The 15,108-nt window shown below is 72.3% G+C and carries 14 protein-coding genes; 8 read left to right on the top strand and 6 right to left on the bottom strand.

Translation table 11 applies throughout. The features are described from left to right. The first annotated feature begins 16 nt into the window (after window positions 1-16). A complete protein-coding gene (locus OHA37_RS20890; RefSeq protein ID WP_266907408.1) occupies window positions 17-1,858 on the top strand; it encodes a DUF7927 domain-containing protein in 1,842 nt (613 codons plus the stop codon). 36 nt (window positions 1,859-1,894) lie between these two features. Beyond that, window positions 1,895-3,358, top strand: coding sequence for an alpha,alpha-trehalose-phosphate synthase (UDP-forming) (locus tag OHA37_RS20885; RefSeq protein ID WP_266907406.1), 1,464 nt, complete (start codon window positions 1,895-1,897; stop codon window positions 3,356-3,358). A gap of 211 nt (window positions 3,359-3,569) precedes the next feature. On the opposite strand, the gene otsB is transcribed toward OHA37_RS20885, so the two are convergent. The 3 genes from otsB to OHA37_RS20870 all read right to left on the bottom strand — a co-directional run bounded on the left by otsB (window position 3,570) and on the right by OHA37_RS20870 (window position 6,139). Continuing rightward, on the bottom strand, window positions 3,570-4,418 hold the full coding sequence (otsB, locus tag OHA37_RS20880) for a trehalose-phosphatase (protein ID WP_266907404.1): 849 nt from the start codon (window positions 4,416-4,418) through the stop codon (window positions 3,570-3,572). A gap of 93 nt (window positions 4,419-4,511) precedes the next feature. Then, on the bottom strand, window positions 4,512-4,763 hold the full coding sequence (locus tag OHA37_RS20875) for a DUF3263 domain-containing protein (RefSeq protein WP_266907402.1): 252 nt from the start codon (window positions 4,761-4,763) through the stop codon (window positions 4,512-4,514). 59 nt (window positions 4,764-4,822) lie between these two features. Beyond that, window positions 4,823-6,139: an extracellular solute-binding protein gene (locus tag OHA37_RS20870; protein WP_266907400.1), complete on the bottom strand. Its 1,317-nt coding sequence runs from the start codon at window positions 6,137-6,139 to the stop codon at window positions 4,823-4,825. Window positions 6,140-6,428: 289 nt separating this feature from the next. Here OHA37_RS20870 and OHA37_RS20865 point away from each other — a divergent pair, with 289 nt between their 5' ends. The 3 genes from OHA37_RS20865 to OHA37_RS20855 all read left to right on the top strand — a co-directional run bounded on the left by OHA37_RS20865 (window position 6,429) and on the right by OHA37_RS20855 (window position 9,511). Further along, complete coding sequence (locus tag OHA37_RS20865) at window positions 6,429-7,322, top strand: ROK family protein (RefSeq protein WP_443046313.1); 894 nt, start codon at window positions 6,429-6,431, stop codon at window positions 7,320-7,322. Then, a complete protein-coding gene (gene nagA / locus OHA37_RS20860; RefSeq protein ID WP_266907398.1) occupies window positions 7,322-8,488 on the top strand; it encodes an N-acetylglucosamine-6-phosphate deacetylase in 1,167 nt (388 codons plus the stop codon). The genes OHA37_RS20865 and nagA overlap by 1 nt, the downstream gene beginning before the upstream one ends. 102 nt (window positions 8,489-8,590) lie before the next feature. Then, on the top strand, window positions 8,591-9,511 hold the full coding sequence (locus tag OHA37_RS20855; RefSeq protein ID WP_266907396.1) for a 1-phosphofructokinase family hexose kinase: 921 nt from the start codon (window positions 8,591-8,593) through the stop codon (window positions 9,509-9,511). 19 nt (window positions 9,512-9,530) lie between these two features. On the opposite strand, the gene OHA37_RS20850 is transcribed toward OHA37_RS20855, so the two are convergent. Together OHA37_RS20850 and cdgB are read right to left on the bottom strand one after the other, a co-directional pair. Further along, a complete protein-coding gene (locus OHA37_RS20850; protein ID WP_266907394.1) occupies window positions 9,531-10,547 on the bottom strand; it encodes a CBM35 domain-containing protein in 1,017 nt (338 codons plus the stop codon). A 68-nt stretch (window positions 10,548-10,615) separates the two neighbouring features. Beyond that, window positions 10,616-12,319: a diguanylate cyclase CdgB gene (cdgB, locus tag OHA37_RS20845; RefSeq protein WP_266907392.1), complete on the bottom strand. Its 1,704-nt coding sequence runs from the start codon at window positions 12,317-12,319 to the stop codon at window positions 10,616-10,618. Window positions 12,320-12,605: 286 nt separating this feature from the next. Here cdgB and OHA37_RS20840 point away from each other — a divergent pair, with 286 nt between their 5' ends. After that, a complete protein-coding gene (locus OHA37_RS20840; protein ID WP_266907390.1) occupies window positions 12,606-13,208 on the top strand; it encodes a flavin reductase family protein in 603 nt (200 codons plus the stop codon). Between the two features lie 69 nt (window positions 13,209-13,277). On the opposite strand, the gene arfB is transcribed toward OHA37_RS20840, so the two are convergent. Continuing rightward, window positions 13,278-13,703, bottom strand: coding sequence for an alternative ribosome rescue aminoacyl-tRNA hydrolase ArfB (arfB, locus tag OHA37_RS20835; protein WP_243339524.1), 426 nt, complete (start codon window positions 13,701-13,703; stop codon window positions 13,278-13,280). Window positions 13,704-13,903: 200 nt separating this feature from the next. Between arfB and OHA37_RS20830 the strand changes: the two genes are divergently transcribed. Together OHA37_RS20830 and OHA37_RS20825 are read left to right on the top strand one after the other, a co-directional pair. Next, window positions 13,904-14,479, top strand: a complete 576-nt coding sequence (locus OHA37_RS20830; protein ID WP_250744549.1) for a TerD family protein — start codon at window positions 13,904-13,906, stop codon at window positions 14,477-14,479. Between the two features lie 85 nt (window positions 14,480-14,564). Further along, window positions 14,565-15,098 carry a GNAT family N-acetyltransferase gene (locus tag OHA37_RS20825; protein WP_266907385.1) on the top strand — a complete coding sequence of 178 codons (534 nt, stop codon included), beginning with the start codon at window positions 14,565-14,567 and terminating at the stop codon, window positions 15,096-15,098. Window positions 15,099-15,108 lie beyond the last annotated feature (10 nt).

Below are 15,108 nucleotides of genomic sequence, written 5' to 3'. Positions count from 1 at the left end.
GTCTAATTTCCCTTTCATGGGGTTTATACGTTTCAGACATGTATGGGGATCCGCCCTCGCGGTGGCCGGGGGCGCGGCGCTGCTGATCGGCTCGCTGAGCGGACCGGCCGTCGCGGAGGTGGTCTCCCCCTTCGAGAAGCGGTACGACGAGGCGCTCTACGGGGACTTCGTCACGCTCGGCAACACGGTGATGGGCTGCCCCCAGGCACCGCCCGCCGAGGCCGCCGAGTGCGCCGAGGTCCAGCGGGGCGGGGGCACGAAGAACAACAACGACTTCGTCGCCCGCCCGGTGGACGCGGCCGGGCTCGGGACGGCCACCGGCACCTCCAGCACCGGCCTGCTCACCGTGCCTCCGGGCGCGAAGGTGGCGTACGCGCGGCTCTTCTGGGGCGGCAACAACGGCGCGTACAAGCTCGGCTCGAACCTCATCGAGCGGTGCGACGTCTCCGGCGAGGACGTGCGGCGCGCCCCCGGTGACCCGCTGACCACCCGCCCGGTCGTCAAGGTCGGCTCGGGCGCCGCCCGGCCGGTGACCCTGTCGGACATGGTCGAGGACCCGGCCCAAACGGGCGGCCCGCACTACTACACGGGCGAGTCCGACGTCACCGCCGCCTTCGCGGACGTGGCCACCGGCTCGCCGGTCCCCGTGGCCGTCGGCAACATCTGGGCCCCTCAGGGGCGCGGCTGCGTCGCCGGCTGGTCCCTGACGGTCGTGTACGCGTACCCCGGCCCGAACGAGCACGCCCCCGAGCGGCGCAACGTCTACGTCTACGGCGGCCACGTGCTCCAGCGCTCGACCAGCCCTGACACCACGGTCAAGGTCTCGGGCTTCTACCGCACCGGCGACGGCCCGGTCCGCGCGAGCGCGACGGCCTACGAGGGCGACTGGAACACCAAGGGCGACCAGTTCCGGGTGAACGGCGCGAACATCACCAACCCCGCCAACGGGGCGGCCGACAACTTCTTCACCAGCTCGGCCGACGGCTCGCTGGAACCGAAGCACGCCAACAACCTCAGCATCGACGCGAAGTCCTTCGAGATCCCCGCGGCCTCGCTGCCGGCCGGGGCCACCTCCGCCGACCTGACGTTCCGCACGCGCGGGGACACGTACGTCATCTCGCAGTTCGCGCTGGCCGTGCCGGTGCCTGACCTGGAGGTGACGAAGACGGCCTCGCCCGCCAAGTCGGTCGCGCCCGGTGACACGGTGACCTACACGATCACCGCGAAGAACATCGGCAGCCTGGACTACCCGAACGCGAAGCTGACCGACGACCTGACGCAGCTGCTGGACGACGCGGCCTTCGACGGGGTGGCGACGGCGGACCTCGGTTCGGCCACGTATACGGCGCCCAAGCTGTCCTGGACGGGCGACGTCCCGCGGGGCAGGACGGCGACGATCACGTACAAGGTGAAGGTCAACGACCCGCTGACCGGCGACGGCAAGCTGACGAACCACGTGGTCGCGGAGAGTGGCCGCACGAACTGCGAGAACGGCTCGAAGGACCCGGCGTGCGCACCGGTCCCGCCGGTGATCACGACCCCGGACCCGTCGCCGTCGCCGAGCACCTCGTCCTCCCCGACGCCGTCCCCGTCGGCCTCCCCTTCACCCACCACGGTGCCGTCGTCCACACCCTCCACACCGTCCACACCGTCCGCGTCTCCCACCACCCAGCAGCCTCGACCGCTGCCGGAGACCCCCGCGACCCCGGGCGACGACTCCAAGGGCCCGCCGGGCGGGCACCTGGCCACCACCGGCTCCGACGGCCGGGAGCTGTGGCTGATGGGCACGGCGGCCGCCACGCTCACGGCACTCGGAGGTGTGGTCTTCCTCTCGGTCCGGCGTACGCGCAGGCGCTGACGTTTGACCGGAGTCGAGGCGGGCTAGGTTCGCCGCATGGCTTCCCAGGTGCTCGTCGCCGCGAATCGCGGCCCCCTCTCGTACGCCCTCGCCGCGGACGGCACGCTCAGTGCCCGCCGCGGCGGGGGCGGCCTCGTCTCCGGCCTCTCCACCGCCCTCGCGGAGCAGCCGGGGGCACTGTGGATCTGCGCGGCACTGTCGGACGCGGACCGGGGGGCGGTACGGCAGGGGGTGTCCGAGCCGGGCGTACGGATGCTCGACATCGACCCGGAGGTCTACGACGGGGCGTACAACGGCATCGCGAACTCGGTGCTGTGGTTCCTCCACCACCACCTGTACGAGATCCCGCGCGAGCCGGTCTTCGACGCGGAGTTCCGGCGGCGCTGGGCCTCGTACGTCACGTACAACGAGGCCTTCGCGGAGGCGCTCGCGCAGGAGGCGGCCGAGGGGGCGGCGGTCCTGATCCAGGACTACCACCTGGCGCTGGCCCCCGGGATGCTCCGGGAGCTCCGCCCGGACCTGCGGATCGGGCACTTCACGCACACGCCGTGGGCTGCGCGGGAGTTCCTGGACATGCTCCCGGCCGACATCCGGAGCCAGTTGGTCTGGGGGATGCTCGGGGCGGACCGGCTGGGCTTCCACACGCTTGGGTGGGCGGGCAACTTCCTCGCCGACGCAACCAGGGACGACGCACACGGCGTCGCGAACGCGTCCGTCCCGTTCGAGACCTCGGAGTACGAGGTGCGGCACCGCAGGAAGGCCGCGGACGGGCACGGATACGGGGAGCTCCGGTTCACCCACGTCACCGCGTACCCCCTCGGCGTGGACGCGGACGAGCTGCGCGCGCTCGCGCACCGGCCGGAGGTGGACGACAAGCTGGCGGCGCTGCGGGCGGAGGTCGGCGGGCTGAAGACGATCGTCCGGGTGGACCGCACGGAGCTGTCGAAGAACATCCTGCGGGGGCTGCTCGCGTACCGGGAGCTGCTGACGGTCCACCCCGAATGGCGGGAGCGGGTGGTCCACCTGGCCTCCGCCTACCCCTCCCGGCAGGACCTGGCCGTCTACCGGGAGTACACCGAGTCGGTGCGGGAGCTGGCGGCGGAGATCAACGCGGAGTTCGGCACGGCCGACTGGCAGCCGGTGATCGTCTCCGTCGAGGACGACTTCGCGCGGTCGCTGGCGGCGTACCGGCTGGCGGACGTGGCGCTGGTCAATCCGGTGCGGGACGGCATGAACCTCGTCGCGAAGGAGATCCCGGTGGTCTCGGAGGCGGGGTGCGTGCTGGTGCTGTCCACCGGGGCGGGGGCGTACGAGGAGCTCGGCGCGGACGCGCTGACGGTGAACCCGTACGACGTGACGGCCACGGCGGAGGCGCTGCACGCGGCCCTCTCGATGCCGTCCGCGGAGCGTGCGGACCGCACGAAACGCCTGGCGGTGGCGGCGACGGCCCTCCCCCCGGCCCAGTGGCTCACGTCCCAACTGGACGCACTGCGCGCCTGAGCGCGCCGCTGCCGGGAGCGAAGTCCCCGAACCCCCGCGCCTCAAACGCCGGCGAGGCTGGGTTGATCCAGCCTCGCCGGCGTTTGAGGCGCGGGTCTGGGCGCAGCCCAGGGAACGGTGGAAGGGCGGGTAGGGGACGGCCCCGCAGGGCACCGAGCCGCACCCGCCCGGCCGCGCCGGGCACCGAGCCGCACGGGGCACGCGTCAAAAGCTAGGCCCGCACGGCCACGGCCAACGCCGCCAGGAAGGCGACGACCTCCGAGGGGCCGGACAGGGTCAGGTCCGCGCGGGAGGCGAGTTCCGGGACCTCCGCCGAGCCACTGCACAGCAGCAGCCCCGGCATGCCCCCGGCCCGCAGCTTCTCCACCGCCGAGTAGGCCGCCAGGTCCCCGAGGTCGTCGCCGGCGTAGAGCACGGCCTGCGCCCCCACCTCCGCGAGGTACTCCGTGAGGGCGACGCCCTTGTCCATCCCCGGCGGCCGCAGCTCCAGTACGGCCCGGCCCGGTTCGACCATCAGGCCGTGCCGGGCCGCCAGCCCCGCCAGGGGCTCGCGCAGGGCCGCGAAGGCGGCCTCCGGGTCGGCCGCGCGCCGGGTGTGGACGGCCAGGGCCTGGCCCTTCTCCTCGATCCACGTCCCGCGCCACGCGCCGATCGCGTCCAGGAACCCGGGCAGCTCCGCCCGGACCGCCGCGACCCCCGGATGCTCGGCCGGAGCGTGCACGATGCCGCTCACGGCGTCCCAGCGCTCGGCTCCGTAGTGTCCGAGCACCACCAGGTGTTCGAGTCCCGGGACCCCGGCGAAGCCCCCGTAGCGGACGGCGACCCCGGCCGGCCGGCCGGTGACGACCGCGATGGAGCCGACCTCGGGGGCGAGGGCGGCGAGCGCGGGGACGGCTCCGGGGTGGGCCCGGGCCTGGTCGGGGTCGGGAACGATGTCGGCGAGGGTGCCGTCGAAGTCGAGGGCGACGACGGAGCGGTGCGGTGCGCGGAGGAGGGCTTCGAGTCCCTCGCGTCCGGCGGTGGTGACGGGCATCGGCAGATCGTGCGGATGGCTCCCCATACGCTCGACCCTAACGGCCCAACCGGGCCACGGCTACGGCGCGGGGCACCACACCCCGGCCGCCGGACCCCGGCTGCCGCACCGCGGCCGCCGCTACCGCCTCGCCCGCTGTGCTTCGCGGATGCGCCGCAGGCGGTTCACGGTGCCCGGCGCGTGCCGGAGCGCCCTGGGATCGTCCATCAGCGCGTTGAGCAGCTGGTAGTACCGGACCGGGGGCATCCCCAGTCCTTCCCTTATGGCCCGTTCCTTGGCGCCCGGCCCGGGCCAGGTGCGGCCTTCGTAGGCCAGTACGGCCGCCTCGTCGGCGCTCAGCCCGGCCGGCGGCCTCTCGTCCGCGTCCGTCATACGGCCAGATTAGCCCTGCCCTACGACAGCCCCCGCTGACGGCCCGCGCCCGGCACGGATCAGCGGGCGTCCGCCTTGCGCGCCATCTCGGAGAGGTCCGCGAGGGTCTTGCCGGGCTGCCCGCCCGGCTGCACGGCCTTGCCGATGTTCTTCTTGACGTCCTCGCTGACGGCCGCCCAGGACTTCTTGCCCACCGGGTAGAGGCGTGCGTTGGGCAGCGCGTGCAGGAAGGTCTTCAGCTGCGCCGAGGAGGCACCCGTGGAGGCGTCCATCGCCCGGGAGCCGCTGGTGGTGACCGGGAGCAGGTCGTACTTCTCGGTGAAGGCCGTCACGTTGTTCTCTTCGTACAGGAAGTCGAGGAACTTCCCGGACTGCGACTGGTGGCCGGTCTTGAAGGCCATCACCCAGTCGGCGACGCCCATCGTCGGGTGGGGCACCCCGTCGGAGGTCGGCATCGGGGTCATGCCGTACTGGACGCCCTTCGCGGCGGCCTGCTGGAGCAGCGTCGGGTGCCCGTTGAGCATGCCGACCTCGCCGCGCGAGAAGGAGTCGAAGGCGGCCTGGCGGTCCAGCTTGGCCGGTTCGACGGGGCCGGTCAGGCCCCCGCCGACGAGCTTGTCGCGCAGGAACTCCAGGGTCTTGATGTTGGCCGGGGAGTCGATCGAGTACGCGTCCTCGTTGTCGGCGTAGCCTCCGCCGCCCGCGAGCAGCCACTGCATGGTCTCGGCCTGCGCCTCCTCGCGGCCCAGGGGCAGCGCGAAGGGCGTGGTGACCCCGTCCGCCTTGAGCTTCTTGGCGGCGGACTCCAGATCGGCCCAGCTCTTGGGCTGCCAGGGGGTCTTGCCGTCCTTGGGGATGACTCCGGCGTCGGCGAACAGCTTCTCGTTGTAGAACATCAGCCGGGTGCTGGCCACGAAGGGCATGCCGTACTGGACGCGCCGGACCTTGCCGGCTTCGGCGAGCGGTTCGAGGAAGTCGGCCTGGGTGTTCACGGAGAGCAGTTCGTCGGCGGAGTACAGCTTGCCCTCGGCCGCGTAGTCGGCGTAGGCGCCGATCTGGGCGATGTCGGGGGCCTCGCCGGCCTTGACCATCTCGGCGACCTTGGCGTCGACCTCGGACCAGGAGTAGACGTCGACCTGGACCTTGATGCCGGGGTGGCGCTTCTCGAAGGACGCGGCGAGCTCCTTCCAGTAGGGCTTGGAGGAGTTTTCCGGTTTGTCCCCGTAGTCGGCCGCCACGACCTTCAGGGTGACTTCGTTGTCCCCGGAGAGGCCCGACACGGCGCCGCAGCCGCTCAGCGTCACCGTGGTCAGGCACAGTGCGAGGCCGGACGCGGCGAGGTTCAGCTTTCTGGCCTGGACAGTTCGCGCCTTCAAAGTTCTCGTTCCACCCCAGGTTGTTCCGTACGATTCGCGTAAAGGTCTACACCACTTTTGAGCCTCGTCAACATCCGGTGCCCAAACGTGCACACAGCCTGCACGCGCACGCGCGTACGGACCCGATACGGGCCCGCGTACCGGCCCGTCCGCCGACGAAGGTCCCGAATTTGTATGGCCACTCAACAATCCCTCCCAGTGGACTAGACCTTTGCCCTCCGATCACGCGAGACTGTCACCCGTGAAACCCGTGAAACACGTCATCGCCCTCGATGTGGGCGGCACTGGGATGAAGGCCGCCCTCGTCGCCGCCGACGGCACCCTGCTCCACGAAGCGCGCCGCGCCACCGGCCGCGAGCGGGGCGCCGAAGCCGTCGTCGAGACGATCCAGGACTTCGCCGCCGAGCTCCTCGACCTCGGCCGGGAACGCTTCGCCACCACCGCCTCCGCGGCCGGCGTGGCCGTCCCCGGCATCGTCGACGCCGAGAACGGGATCGCCGTCTACGCGGCGAACCTGGGCTGGCGCGACGTCCCGATGCGCGAACTGCTCGGCAGACGCCTCGGCGGGATCCCGGTCGCCCTCGGCCACGACGTCCGCACGGGCGGACTCGCCGAAGGCCGCATCGGCGCGGGCCGCGGCGCCGACCGCTTCCTGTTCGTGCCCCTCGGCACCGGCATCGCCGGAGCCATCGGCATCGCCGGACGCATCGAGGCCGGCGCGCACGGGTACGCGGGCGAGATCGGCCACATCGTGGTCCGCCCCGGCGGACCCGCCTGCGGCTGCGGCCAGCGCGGCTGCCTGGAGACCCTCGCCTCCGCCTCCGCCGTCAGCCGCGCCTGGGCGGCCGCCTCCGGCGACCCCGACGCGGACGCCGCGGACTGCGCCAAGGCCGTCGAATCCGGCGACGAGCGCGCCCGGGAGGTCTGGCTCGCCGCGATCGGCGCCCTCGCCGACGGGCTGGTCACCGCGATCACCCTGCTGGACCCGCGCACGCTGATCATCGGTGGCGGACTGGCGGAGGCCGGGGAAACCTTGTTCACACCACTACGGACGGCCGTGGAGGAACGCGTGACGTTCCAGCGGCTGCCCCACATCGTTCCGGCCGCCCTAGGGGACACCGCCGGATGCCTGGGTGCAGGGCTGCTCGCCTGGGATCTACTCGCCACGGAGGTACCTGCCTGATGTCCGGAAGCGCACATGTGGGCCGCAGCACCGTTCTCTCCGGCGCCGACGTGGTGCTGCCCACGGGCATCGTCAAGGGCGGGCGCCTGATCGTCGACGGCGACCGCATCGCCGGCAGCGCCCACGAGGACTCGGCCGTCATCGACCTGACCGGGCACTGGATCGTCCCCGGCTTCGTCGACATGCACAACCACGGCGGCGGCGGCGCCTCCTTCACCTCCGGCACCGCCGAGGAGGTGCTCAAGGGCGTACGGACCCACCGCGAGCACGGCACCACCACCCTGGTCGCCTCCACCGTCACGGGCGACCTGGACGAGCTGGCCCGCCGCGCGGGACTGCTCGCCGAGCTGACCCAGCAGGGCGACATCGCGGGCATCCACTTCGAGGGGCCGTTCATCAACCCCTGCCGCAAGGGCGCGCACAAGGAAGACCTCCTGCGCGACCCCGACCCGGCCGAGGTCCGCAAGCTGATCGACGCCGCGCACGGCGCCGCCCGCATGTTCACCCTCGCCACCGAACTCCCCGGCGGCCTGGACTCCGTACGACTGCTCGCCGAGCACGGGGTCATCGCCGCGATCGGCCACACGGACTCCACGTACGACCAGACGCTGGAGGCCATCGAGGCCGGCGCGACCGTGGCCACCCACCTCTACAACGCGATGCCGGGCCTGGAGCACCGCGCCCCCGGCCCGATCGCGGCCCTGCTGGAGGACGAGCGGGTCACCGTCGAGCTGATCAACGACGGCGTCCACCTGCACCCGGCGATGCTGGAGCTGGCCTTCCACCACGCGGGCGCGCACCGGGTGGCGCTGATCACCGACGCGATGGACGCGGCCGGCTTCGGCGACGGGACCTACCACCTCGGCCCGCTGGAGGTCGAGGTCAAGGAGGGCGTCGCCCGCCTCGTCGAGGGCGGCTCCATCGCGGGCTCCACCCTCACCCTGGACACCGCCTTCAAGCGGTCGGTCACCCTCGACAAGCTCCCCGTCGAGTCCGTGGTCCAGGCGATCTCCGCCAACCCGGCCAAGCTGATCGGCGTCTACGACCAGGTCGGCTCGCTGGAGCCCGGCAAGTACGCGGACCTCGTCGTCCTCGACTCCGCCTTCGACGTCCGCGGCGTCATGCGGCGCGGCGAATGGATCGTCGACCCGCTCGCGGGCAAGTAGACGCACGGAACACACGGACCGGAAGCGGTCGGCCCCGGGTACTGGGCCGACCGCTCATCTGTTTGGCATGATCCCCCGCACACACCGAGACCGGGGCCCGCCATGATCCTGACCGTGACGCTCAACACCGCACTCGACGTCACCTACCGCGTACCGCGCCTGCGCGCGCACGCCTCCCACCGCGTCACCGAGGTCACCGAACGGCCCGGCGGCAAGGGCCTCAACGTGGCCCGCGTGCTCGCCGCGATCGGCCACGAGGTCACCGCGACCGGCTTCGCGGGCGGCCCCACGGGAGCCCTCGTACGCGAACTGCTCGCCGGCTCCCCCGGCGTCCGCGACGAGCTGGTCCCCTGCGCGGGCACCACCCGGCGCACCCTGGCCGTCGTCGACGAGGCCTCCGGGGACACCACGCAGTTCAACGAGCCCGGCCCGCTGATCACCGCCGCCGAGTGGACCGCGTTCCTCACCCGCTACGGGGCCCTGCTGGCGGGCGGCGCCCGCGCGGTGGCCCTGTGCGGCAGCCTGCCCCCGGGCGTCCCCGTAGGGGCTTACGCGGCCCTCGTACGGACGTCCCGCGCGGCCGGCGTCCCCGTCCTGCTCGACACCAGCGGCGAGGCCCTGCGCCGCGGGGTCGCCGCCCGCCCCGACGTGATCAAGCCGAACGCCGCCGAGCTCGCCGAGCTGACCGGCTCCCGCGACCCGCTGCCCGCCACCCGCGACGCCCGCCGGCGCGGGGCCCACGCGGTGGTCACCTCGCTCGGCCCGGAAGGACTGCTCGCCGCCACCGCCCTGGGCACCTGGCGGGCGGCCCCGCCCCGCGCCCTGACGGGCAACCCCACCGGCGCCGGCGACTCCGCGGTCGCGGGCCTCCTCTCGGCCCTCACCGAGGGCCTGGACTGGCCGGACCGCCTGACCCGCGCGGTGGCCCTCTCCGCGGCCACGGTCGCGGCCCCCACGGCGGGAGACTTCGACCCCCGCACCTACGAGGAGGTACGGGGGTCGGTGAAGGTCACGGCGGGGTAAGCCCGCTGCTGGAAGCCGCTCAGCCCTTCTGGAGCCACAGCTTGTCGATGTTGACCTGGCACTTGTTGCCGGCCTCGCACGACAGCTTGACCGTGTTGGTGCCCTTGTTGAGGGTCACCTGGCCCCAGGTGGTCTGCCAGCCCTTCTCCCAGTCTCCCTTGGCCGATTCCGCGAAGTTCTTCATGTTCAGCGGCGAGGTGTTGGGCTTGCCGTTCACCGCGAGGGTGGCGTTGGCGTCCTCGCCCGGGATGCCGTAGCGCACGTAGAGCCGGTACGTGCCCTCCTTGGGCAGGTCCAGCGTCCAGGTGACAGCCGCGCCCGGCTGGTTGAAGTTGCCGACGTACTTGCCACTGGCGCTCTCCGCGCCACGCACCGCGTCCGTAAGGACCGCGCCACCGCTGATGACCATGCCCGGACCGCCCGCGTCGCCCTTCGGCAGCTCGGCCACCGGCGAAGCGGAGCCGCTCGGCTGGTTCGAGGGGGTGTTCTGGGCGGGCGCCGACGGGCTCTGGCCCGGGTTCGCGGTGTTCTTGTTCTTGTCGGCGTCGTCGTCCTTGCCGAAGATCACGGCCGCGCCGATGCCGATCGCCACCGCGGCGACCACCGCGACGGCGGCGATGAGCATGCCCTTGCGGCTGGAACCGCCGCCGTGGCCGCCGCCGTGCCCGCCGCCGGAGCCCGGCAGCGGAACGGACTGGGTGTACTGCGGGGGCTGCTGCTGCGGCGGAACGCCGTAGCCGCCCGCCTGGAGCGCTTCGGGGGCCTGGTACTGGGCCTGGTAGGCCTGCTGCTGCGGCGGAACCTGCCCGCGCTGGCCGCCGTAGGGCCGATCACCGACCGTGCGGACCTGGTTGTACGAGGTTCGGGGCACGCCCGGCTGAGCGCCGCCCGCCGGTCCCGGGTAGCCGTAGCCGCCGCCCTGCCCGGGCGGGGTGGCCCCCGCGGCCTGGCCGTCCTCGTAGAGGTAGCCGAACGGGTCGTCATCCTCGGGCTTGCTCGCCCCGTTGTTCGGGCCGTGGTTCGCGGGCGTCGTCATCGCAGGTCACTCCTTTCGACCCCGGGGAGCCTACCCCGAACAGGTGCGCCCACGGGCGGCCCGAGAGTTTACCCGGCCCTGCGGTGTGCCTTCGAACGGGAGCGCTTCTCGATGTACATGCGCTGGTCGGCCGAGCGCAGCACCTCGTCCGCCGACATGCCGCAGCTCGCCCAGCCGATCCCGAAACTGGCTCCCACACGGACCGCACGGCCGTCCACCCGGATCGGCGGGATGATGGCGTTCCGCAGCCGCACCGCGAGGTCGGCGGCGTCCGCGGCGCCCAGCCCGTCGGCGAGGACGACGAACTCGTCACCGCCCAGCCGGGCCACCGTGTCCCCGTCCCGGACGCCGGTCGTCAGCCGCCGGGCCACCTCGATCAGGACCGCGTCGCCGGTGTGGTGCCCGAACCGGTCGTTGATCGACTTGAAGCCGTCGAGGTCGCAGAAGAGCACCGCGAGCCCCTTCGTACCGTCGTCGATGTCGGTCGCCGGCGCGACCGTGTGCACGTGGTGGTCGTACGGGCCCGCCGCGGCCGAACCGCCCGGGCCGCCCGTGCCGCCCGGGAACTCGAAGGGCTCGGGGAAGCCGTCGGGCCGGAACCCGTGCTCGCCGTGCTCACCGGGTCCGCCCTCCACCGAGGGCCGGGTCTCGAAGGCCGCGTCCAGCGCCTCCACGGCGGTGGCGCGCACCGACTGCGGGCGGCGGCAGAGCCGGGCCCCGAGCCGGGAGCGCAGCTCGGCGCTGTTGGGCAGGCCGGTCAGCGAGTCGTGGCTGGCCCGGTGGGCGAGCTGGAGCTCGTGCCGCTTGCGCTCCTCGATGTCCTCGACGTGCGTGAGCAGGAAGCGCGGCCCGTCGGCGGCGTCGGCGACGACGGAGTTGCGCAGCGAGACCCAGACGTACGTACCGTCGCGACGGCCGAGTCTGAGCTCGGCGCGGCCGCCCTCGGCGGAGGTGCGCAGCAGGGTCCCGATGTCCTCGGGGTGCACGAGGTCGGAGAAGGAGTACCGGCGCAGCACCGAGGCGGGCCGCCCCAGCAGCCGGCACAGCGCGTCGTTGGTGCGCAGCAGGCGGCCGTGCTGGTCGCCGCCCATCTCGGCGATGGCCATGCCGCTCGGCGCGTACTCGAAGGCCTGGCGGAACGACTCTTCACTGGCGCGCAGGGCCTGCTGCTCGCGCTCCAGGCGGACCAGGGCCCGCTGCATGTTCGCGCGGAGCCGGGCGTTGCTGATGGCAATCGCGGCCTGGAAGGCGTACATCTGGAGCGCTTCGCGGCCCCAGGCACCGGGCCGGCGGCCGTTGCGCGGGCGGTCCACGGAGACCACGCCGAGCAGTTCGCCGCCGGAGGCGTACATGGGTGCGTAGAGCCGGTCCTCGGGGTGCCACTCGTCCTCGAACCGCGGGTCGGGGCCCTCCGTGTGCCACTGGGGGACGTCGTCCTCGACGAGGACCCATCCCTCGGTGTGCGGGATGAAGCGCAGCCCGTCCCAGTTCTCGCCCATCGTCAGGCGGCGTTCCCAGGAGGCGCGCGAGCCGACGCGGCCGGTGATCAGGGCTTCGGCGGCGGGGTCTCCCGCGAAGGCGGCGACGACCAGATCACCGTCGGGGCGAACGAGGTTGACGCAGGCGAGTTCGTAGCCGAGGCCGAGGACGATGCCGTCGACGACGGTCTGCAGGGTGTCCGCCAGGCTCCGGGCCGTATTGAGCTCGGCCACCACCCGGTGCAGCTGCCGCAGGGTCGCAAGACGGACGTACGGCTCCGACTCGGTCTCCATTGCTCGCTCTCCCCGAGACCTCGACAGCAACTCCAGGTTTGTCATCGGCGCTTCGTTGCGGTGTCCCGTCCACTGAATCACAGTGAGCTGTGCGGCAGGTACACAGGGTCAACAAATCTTGCTCTCTGTGACTCAAGTCACATGAGATGAATAACGGTGGCCACCACACCGCCCACTCGGGCTCATTCCGGCCGGTTCGCCCGACATGTTCCCGGAAGCAAACGATGCGCCGGGGCCCGGGGCGGCCTAGGTCGGCGGGCGGGGGCACGCCTCGGACCTCCGCCCGATGTGCCGCGCGAGGGGTGACAGTAGCGTCCCCACCGTGCCCCCAACGACCCCCCTGACACCAGTTTCCGTACCCGCACCCCATGCTGAGGGGGTGAGCAACGACGAGTTCCGGGCCGCGATGTCCCGACTGGCGGCAGGCGTGTGCCTGATCACCGCACAGGAACCCCCGCTGTCGGCCGGCAGCCGCGGCGAAGACGTCGGCATGACGGCGACCGCCTTCATGTCCGTGTCCCTGGACCCTCCCCTGGTGCTCGTCAGCGTGCGCGAGGGTTCCCGGATGGACGACCTGCTGGCCGAGCAGCCCCTGTGGTCGGTGTCGGTGCTCGCCGACCACCAGGTCCAGATCGCGAGCCGCTTCTCGATGAAGAACCGCATCAGCGACCGGCTGCTCTTCGCGGACCTGCCCTACACGCGCGGCGGCGTCTCCGGCGCCCCGCTGCTCTCGGGGGCACTGGCCACCCTGGAGTGCCGTACGGAGAACCGCGTCGAGGCGGGCGACCACACCCTGGTCATCGGCCACGTGCTCACCGCCACCCAGCCGGCGCCGGACTCCCCGCCGCTGACGTACTTCCGGGGGCGCTACCGGCACCTGGCGCCCTGAGCCGGCCGGCCACCGGGTCCGGGCACCAAGCCCTGGCGGCGATCGGATCCGGCCACCGGGGTCCGGCGGCTACCAGTCCCGCGCGTTGCGGCCCCGCTTGGTCTCGCCGCGGGCCTTCTTCTCGCGCAGCCGCCGCTCGTTGATGCCCCGGGGGATCTTCGTCGCCCGCCGTGCCTTCGGCGGCGGAGCCGTGGCCTCGGCCAGCAGCGCGGTCAGCCGGACCAGCGCCATCTCCCGGTTGCGGAACTGCGAGCGGTGCTCGGAGGCCCGTACGGTCACCACCCCGTCGACCAGCCGGGACGCGAGGCGCTCCAGCGCCCGCTCCTTCCACACGTCGGGCAGCGACTTCGTCGCCGCGACGTCGAAGAGGAGCTCCACGCGCGAGTCCGAGGTGTTCACGTGCTGGCCGCCCGGTCCGGAGGACCGCGAAAAACGCCAGGCGAGCTCGCCCTCGGGGAGCACGACCGAACCGCGGATGACATAGGGACCAGGCATGCCCCCTATGATCCGTGCCCGCCGGGGCCCCGTCACCCGCATTTCCGACCGGATCGCACACGATCCATTGCGGACGATTCCCTATTTGCGGAACCTGGCGCCCCTCTCCCCGCGTTATGGAGGTCAGCGGTAACTTGGGCATCCTCACGGTCGATACGACAAGTGAGACCAAGTGAGACTAGGAAGGGACACCAGTCACCATGGCAGTAAGCCTCTCCAAGGGCGGAAACGTCTCGCTCAGCAAGGAGGCCCCGGGCCTCGCGGCCGTCACCGTCGGCCTCGGCTGGGACACCCGCACGACCACCGGTGTCGACTTCGACCTGGACGCCTCGGCCATCGCGGTCAACGCGCTCGGCAAGGTCGTCTCCGACGGCCACTTCGTCTTCTTCAACAACAAGTCCACCCCGGACCAGACCATCGTCCACACCGGTGACAACCGCACCGGCGAGGGCGCGGGCGACGACGAGGCCATCAACGTCAACCTCGCGGGCCTCCCCGCCGACGTCGACAAGATCGTCTTCCCGGTCTCCATCTACGACGCCGAGACCCGCAGCCAGAACTTCGGCCAGGTCCGCAACGCGTACATCCGCGTCGTGAACCAGGCCGGCGGCGTCGAGATCGCCCGCTACGACCTCTCCGAGGACGCCGCGACCGAGACCGCGATGGTCTTCGGCGAGCTGTACCGCAACGGCGCCGAGTGGAAGTTCCGCGCCGTGGGCCAGGGTTACGCCTCCGGCCTGACCGGCATCGCCCAGGACTTCGGCGTCAACGTCTGATCCTGAGCGTTCGCGTCCGAGGACGCGTCCGTGCTGGAGCCCCCTCCCGGCCGTCCGGGGAGGGGGCTTCGCTACCGTTCGGTACGTGATCCTCCTGCCGCTCGCTCCCGTCGAGGACGGCGCCCTGCCGGGCCCGGTCCTCACCGAAATCGCCACGCTCTACGCGACGAACCACGCGTTCTTCGAGCTCAGCGGCGATTTCCCCGACCCCGGCCGCATCACGGTCGAGCAGGTCGCCGCCGCCCTCGCAGACGAGCTCGCCCACGACGGCGCCGAGGTCCTCCTCGCCCGCTCCGCCGGACGCCTCGTAGGCCTGGCCGCCACCCTCGCCCATACTGGTCGGCCTTCCCCTGGGGACCCGGCGTCCGAGGACCCCGACCCGTGGATCGGCCTGCTGCTCATCGACGCCACCGCGCACCGCGAGGGATACGGCCGCTCCGTGGTCGCCCTGGTCGAGGACCGCTTCCGCGCCGCCGGACGGTCGGGCGTACGGCTCGCCGTGCTCGACGGCAACGAGAAGGGCCTCGCCTTCTGGCAGTCCCAGGGCTACGTCACCCTGCGCCAGGACACCGACCGCGAGGCGGGCCGCCCCTGCACGGTCCTGCGCAAGGCCCTGTAGGCGGGAGGCC

The organism is Streptomyces sp. NBC_00335, from assembly GCF_036127095.1.
Classification (GTDB): Bacteria; Actinomycetota; Actinomycetes; order Streptomycetales; family Streptomycetaceae; genus Streptomyces.
This window is presented reverse-complemented; position numbering and strand designations above follow the sequence as displayed.

Coding starts and splice junctions, on each gene's coding strand:
- OHA37_RS20865 (WP_443046313.1), top strand. CDS start 6,429: ATGAAGGCCGCCCTCGTCGCCGCCGACGGCACCCTGCTCCACGAAGCG.
- OHA37_RS20855 (WP_266907396.1), top strand. CDS start 8,591: ATGATCCTGACCGTGACGCTCAACACCGCACTCGACGTCACCTACCGC.
- OHA37_RS20890 (WP_266907408.1), top strand. CDS start 17: ATGGGGTTTATACGTTTCAGACATGTATGGGGATCCGCCCTCGCGGTG.
- OHA37_RS20840 (WP_266907390.1), top strand. CDS start 12,606: ATGTGCCGCGCGAGGGGTGACAGTAGCGTCCCCACCGTGCCCCCAACG.
- arfB (WP_243339524.1), bottom strand. CDS start 13,703: ATGCCTGGTCCCTATGTCATCCGCGGTTCGGTCGTGCTCCCCGAGGGC.
- nagA (WP_266907398.1), top strand. CDS start 7,322: ATGTCCGGAAGCGCACATGTGGGCCGCAGCACCGTTCTCTCCGGCGCC.
- OHA37_RS20875 (WP_266907402.1), bottom strand. CDS start 4,763: ATGACGGACGCGGACGAGAGGCCGCCGGCCGGGCTGAGCGCCGACGAG.
- OHA37_RS20885 (WP_266907406.1), top strand. CDS start 1,895: ATGGCTTCCCAGGTGCTCGTCGCCGCGAATCGCGGCCCCCTCTCGTAC.
- OHA37_RS20830 (WP_250744549.1), top strand. CDS start 13,904: ATGGCAGTAAGCCTCTCCAAGGGCGGAAACGTCTCGCTCAGCAAGGAG.
- otsB (WP_266907404.1), bottom strand. CDS start 4,418: ATGGGGAGCCATCCGCACGATCTGCCGATGCCCGTCACCACCGCCGGA.
- cdgB (WP_266907392.1), bottom strand. CDS start 12,319: ATGGAGACCGAGTCGGAGCCGTACGTCCGTCTTGCGACCCTGCGGCAG.
- OHA37_RS20850 (WP_266907394.1), bottom strand. CDS start 10,547: ATGACGACGCCCGCGAACCACGGCCCGAACAACGGGGCGAGCAAGCCC.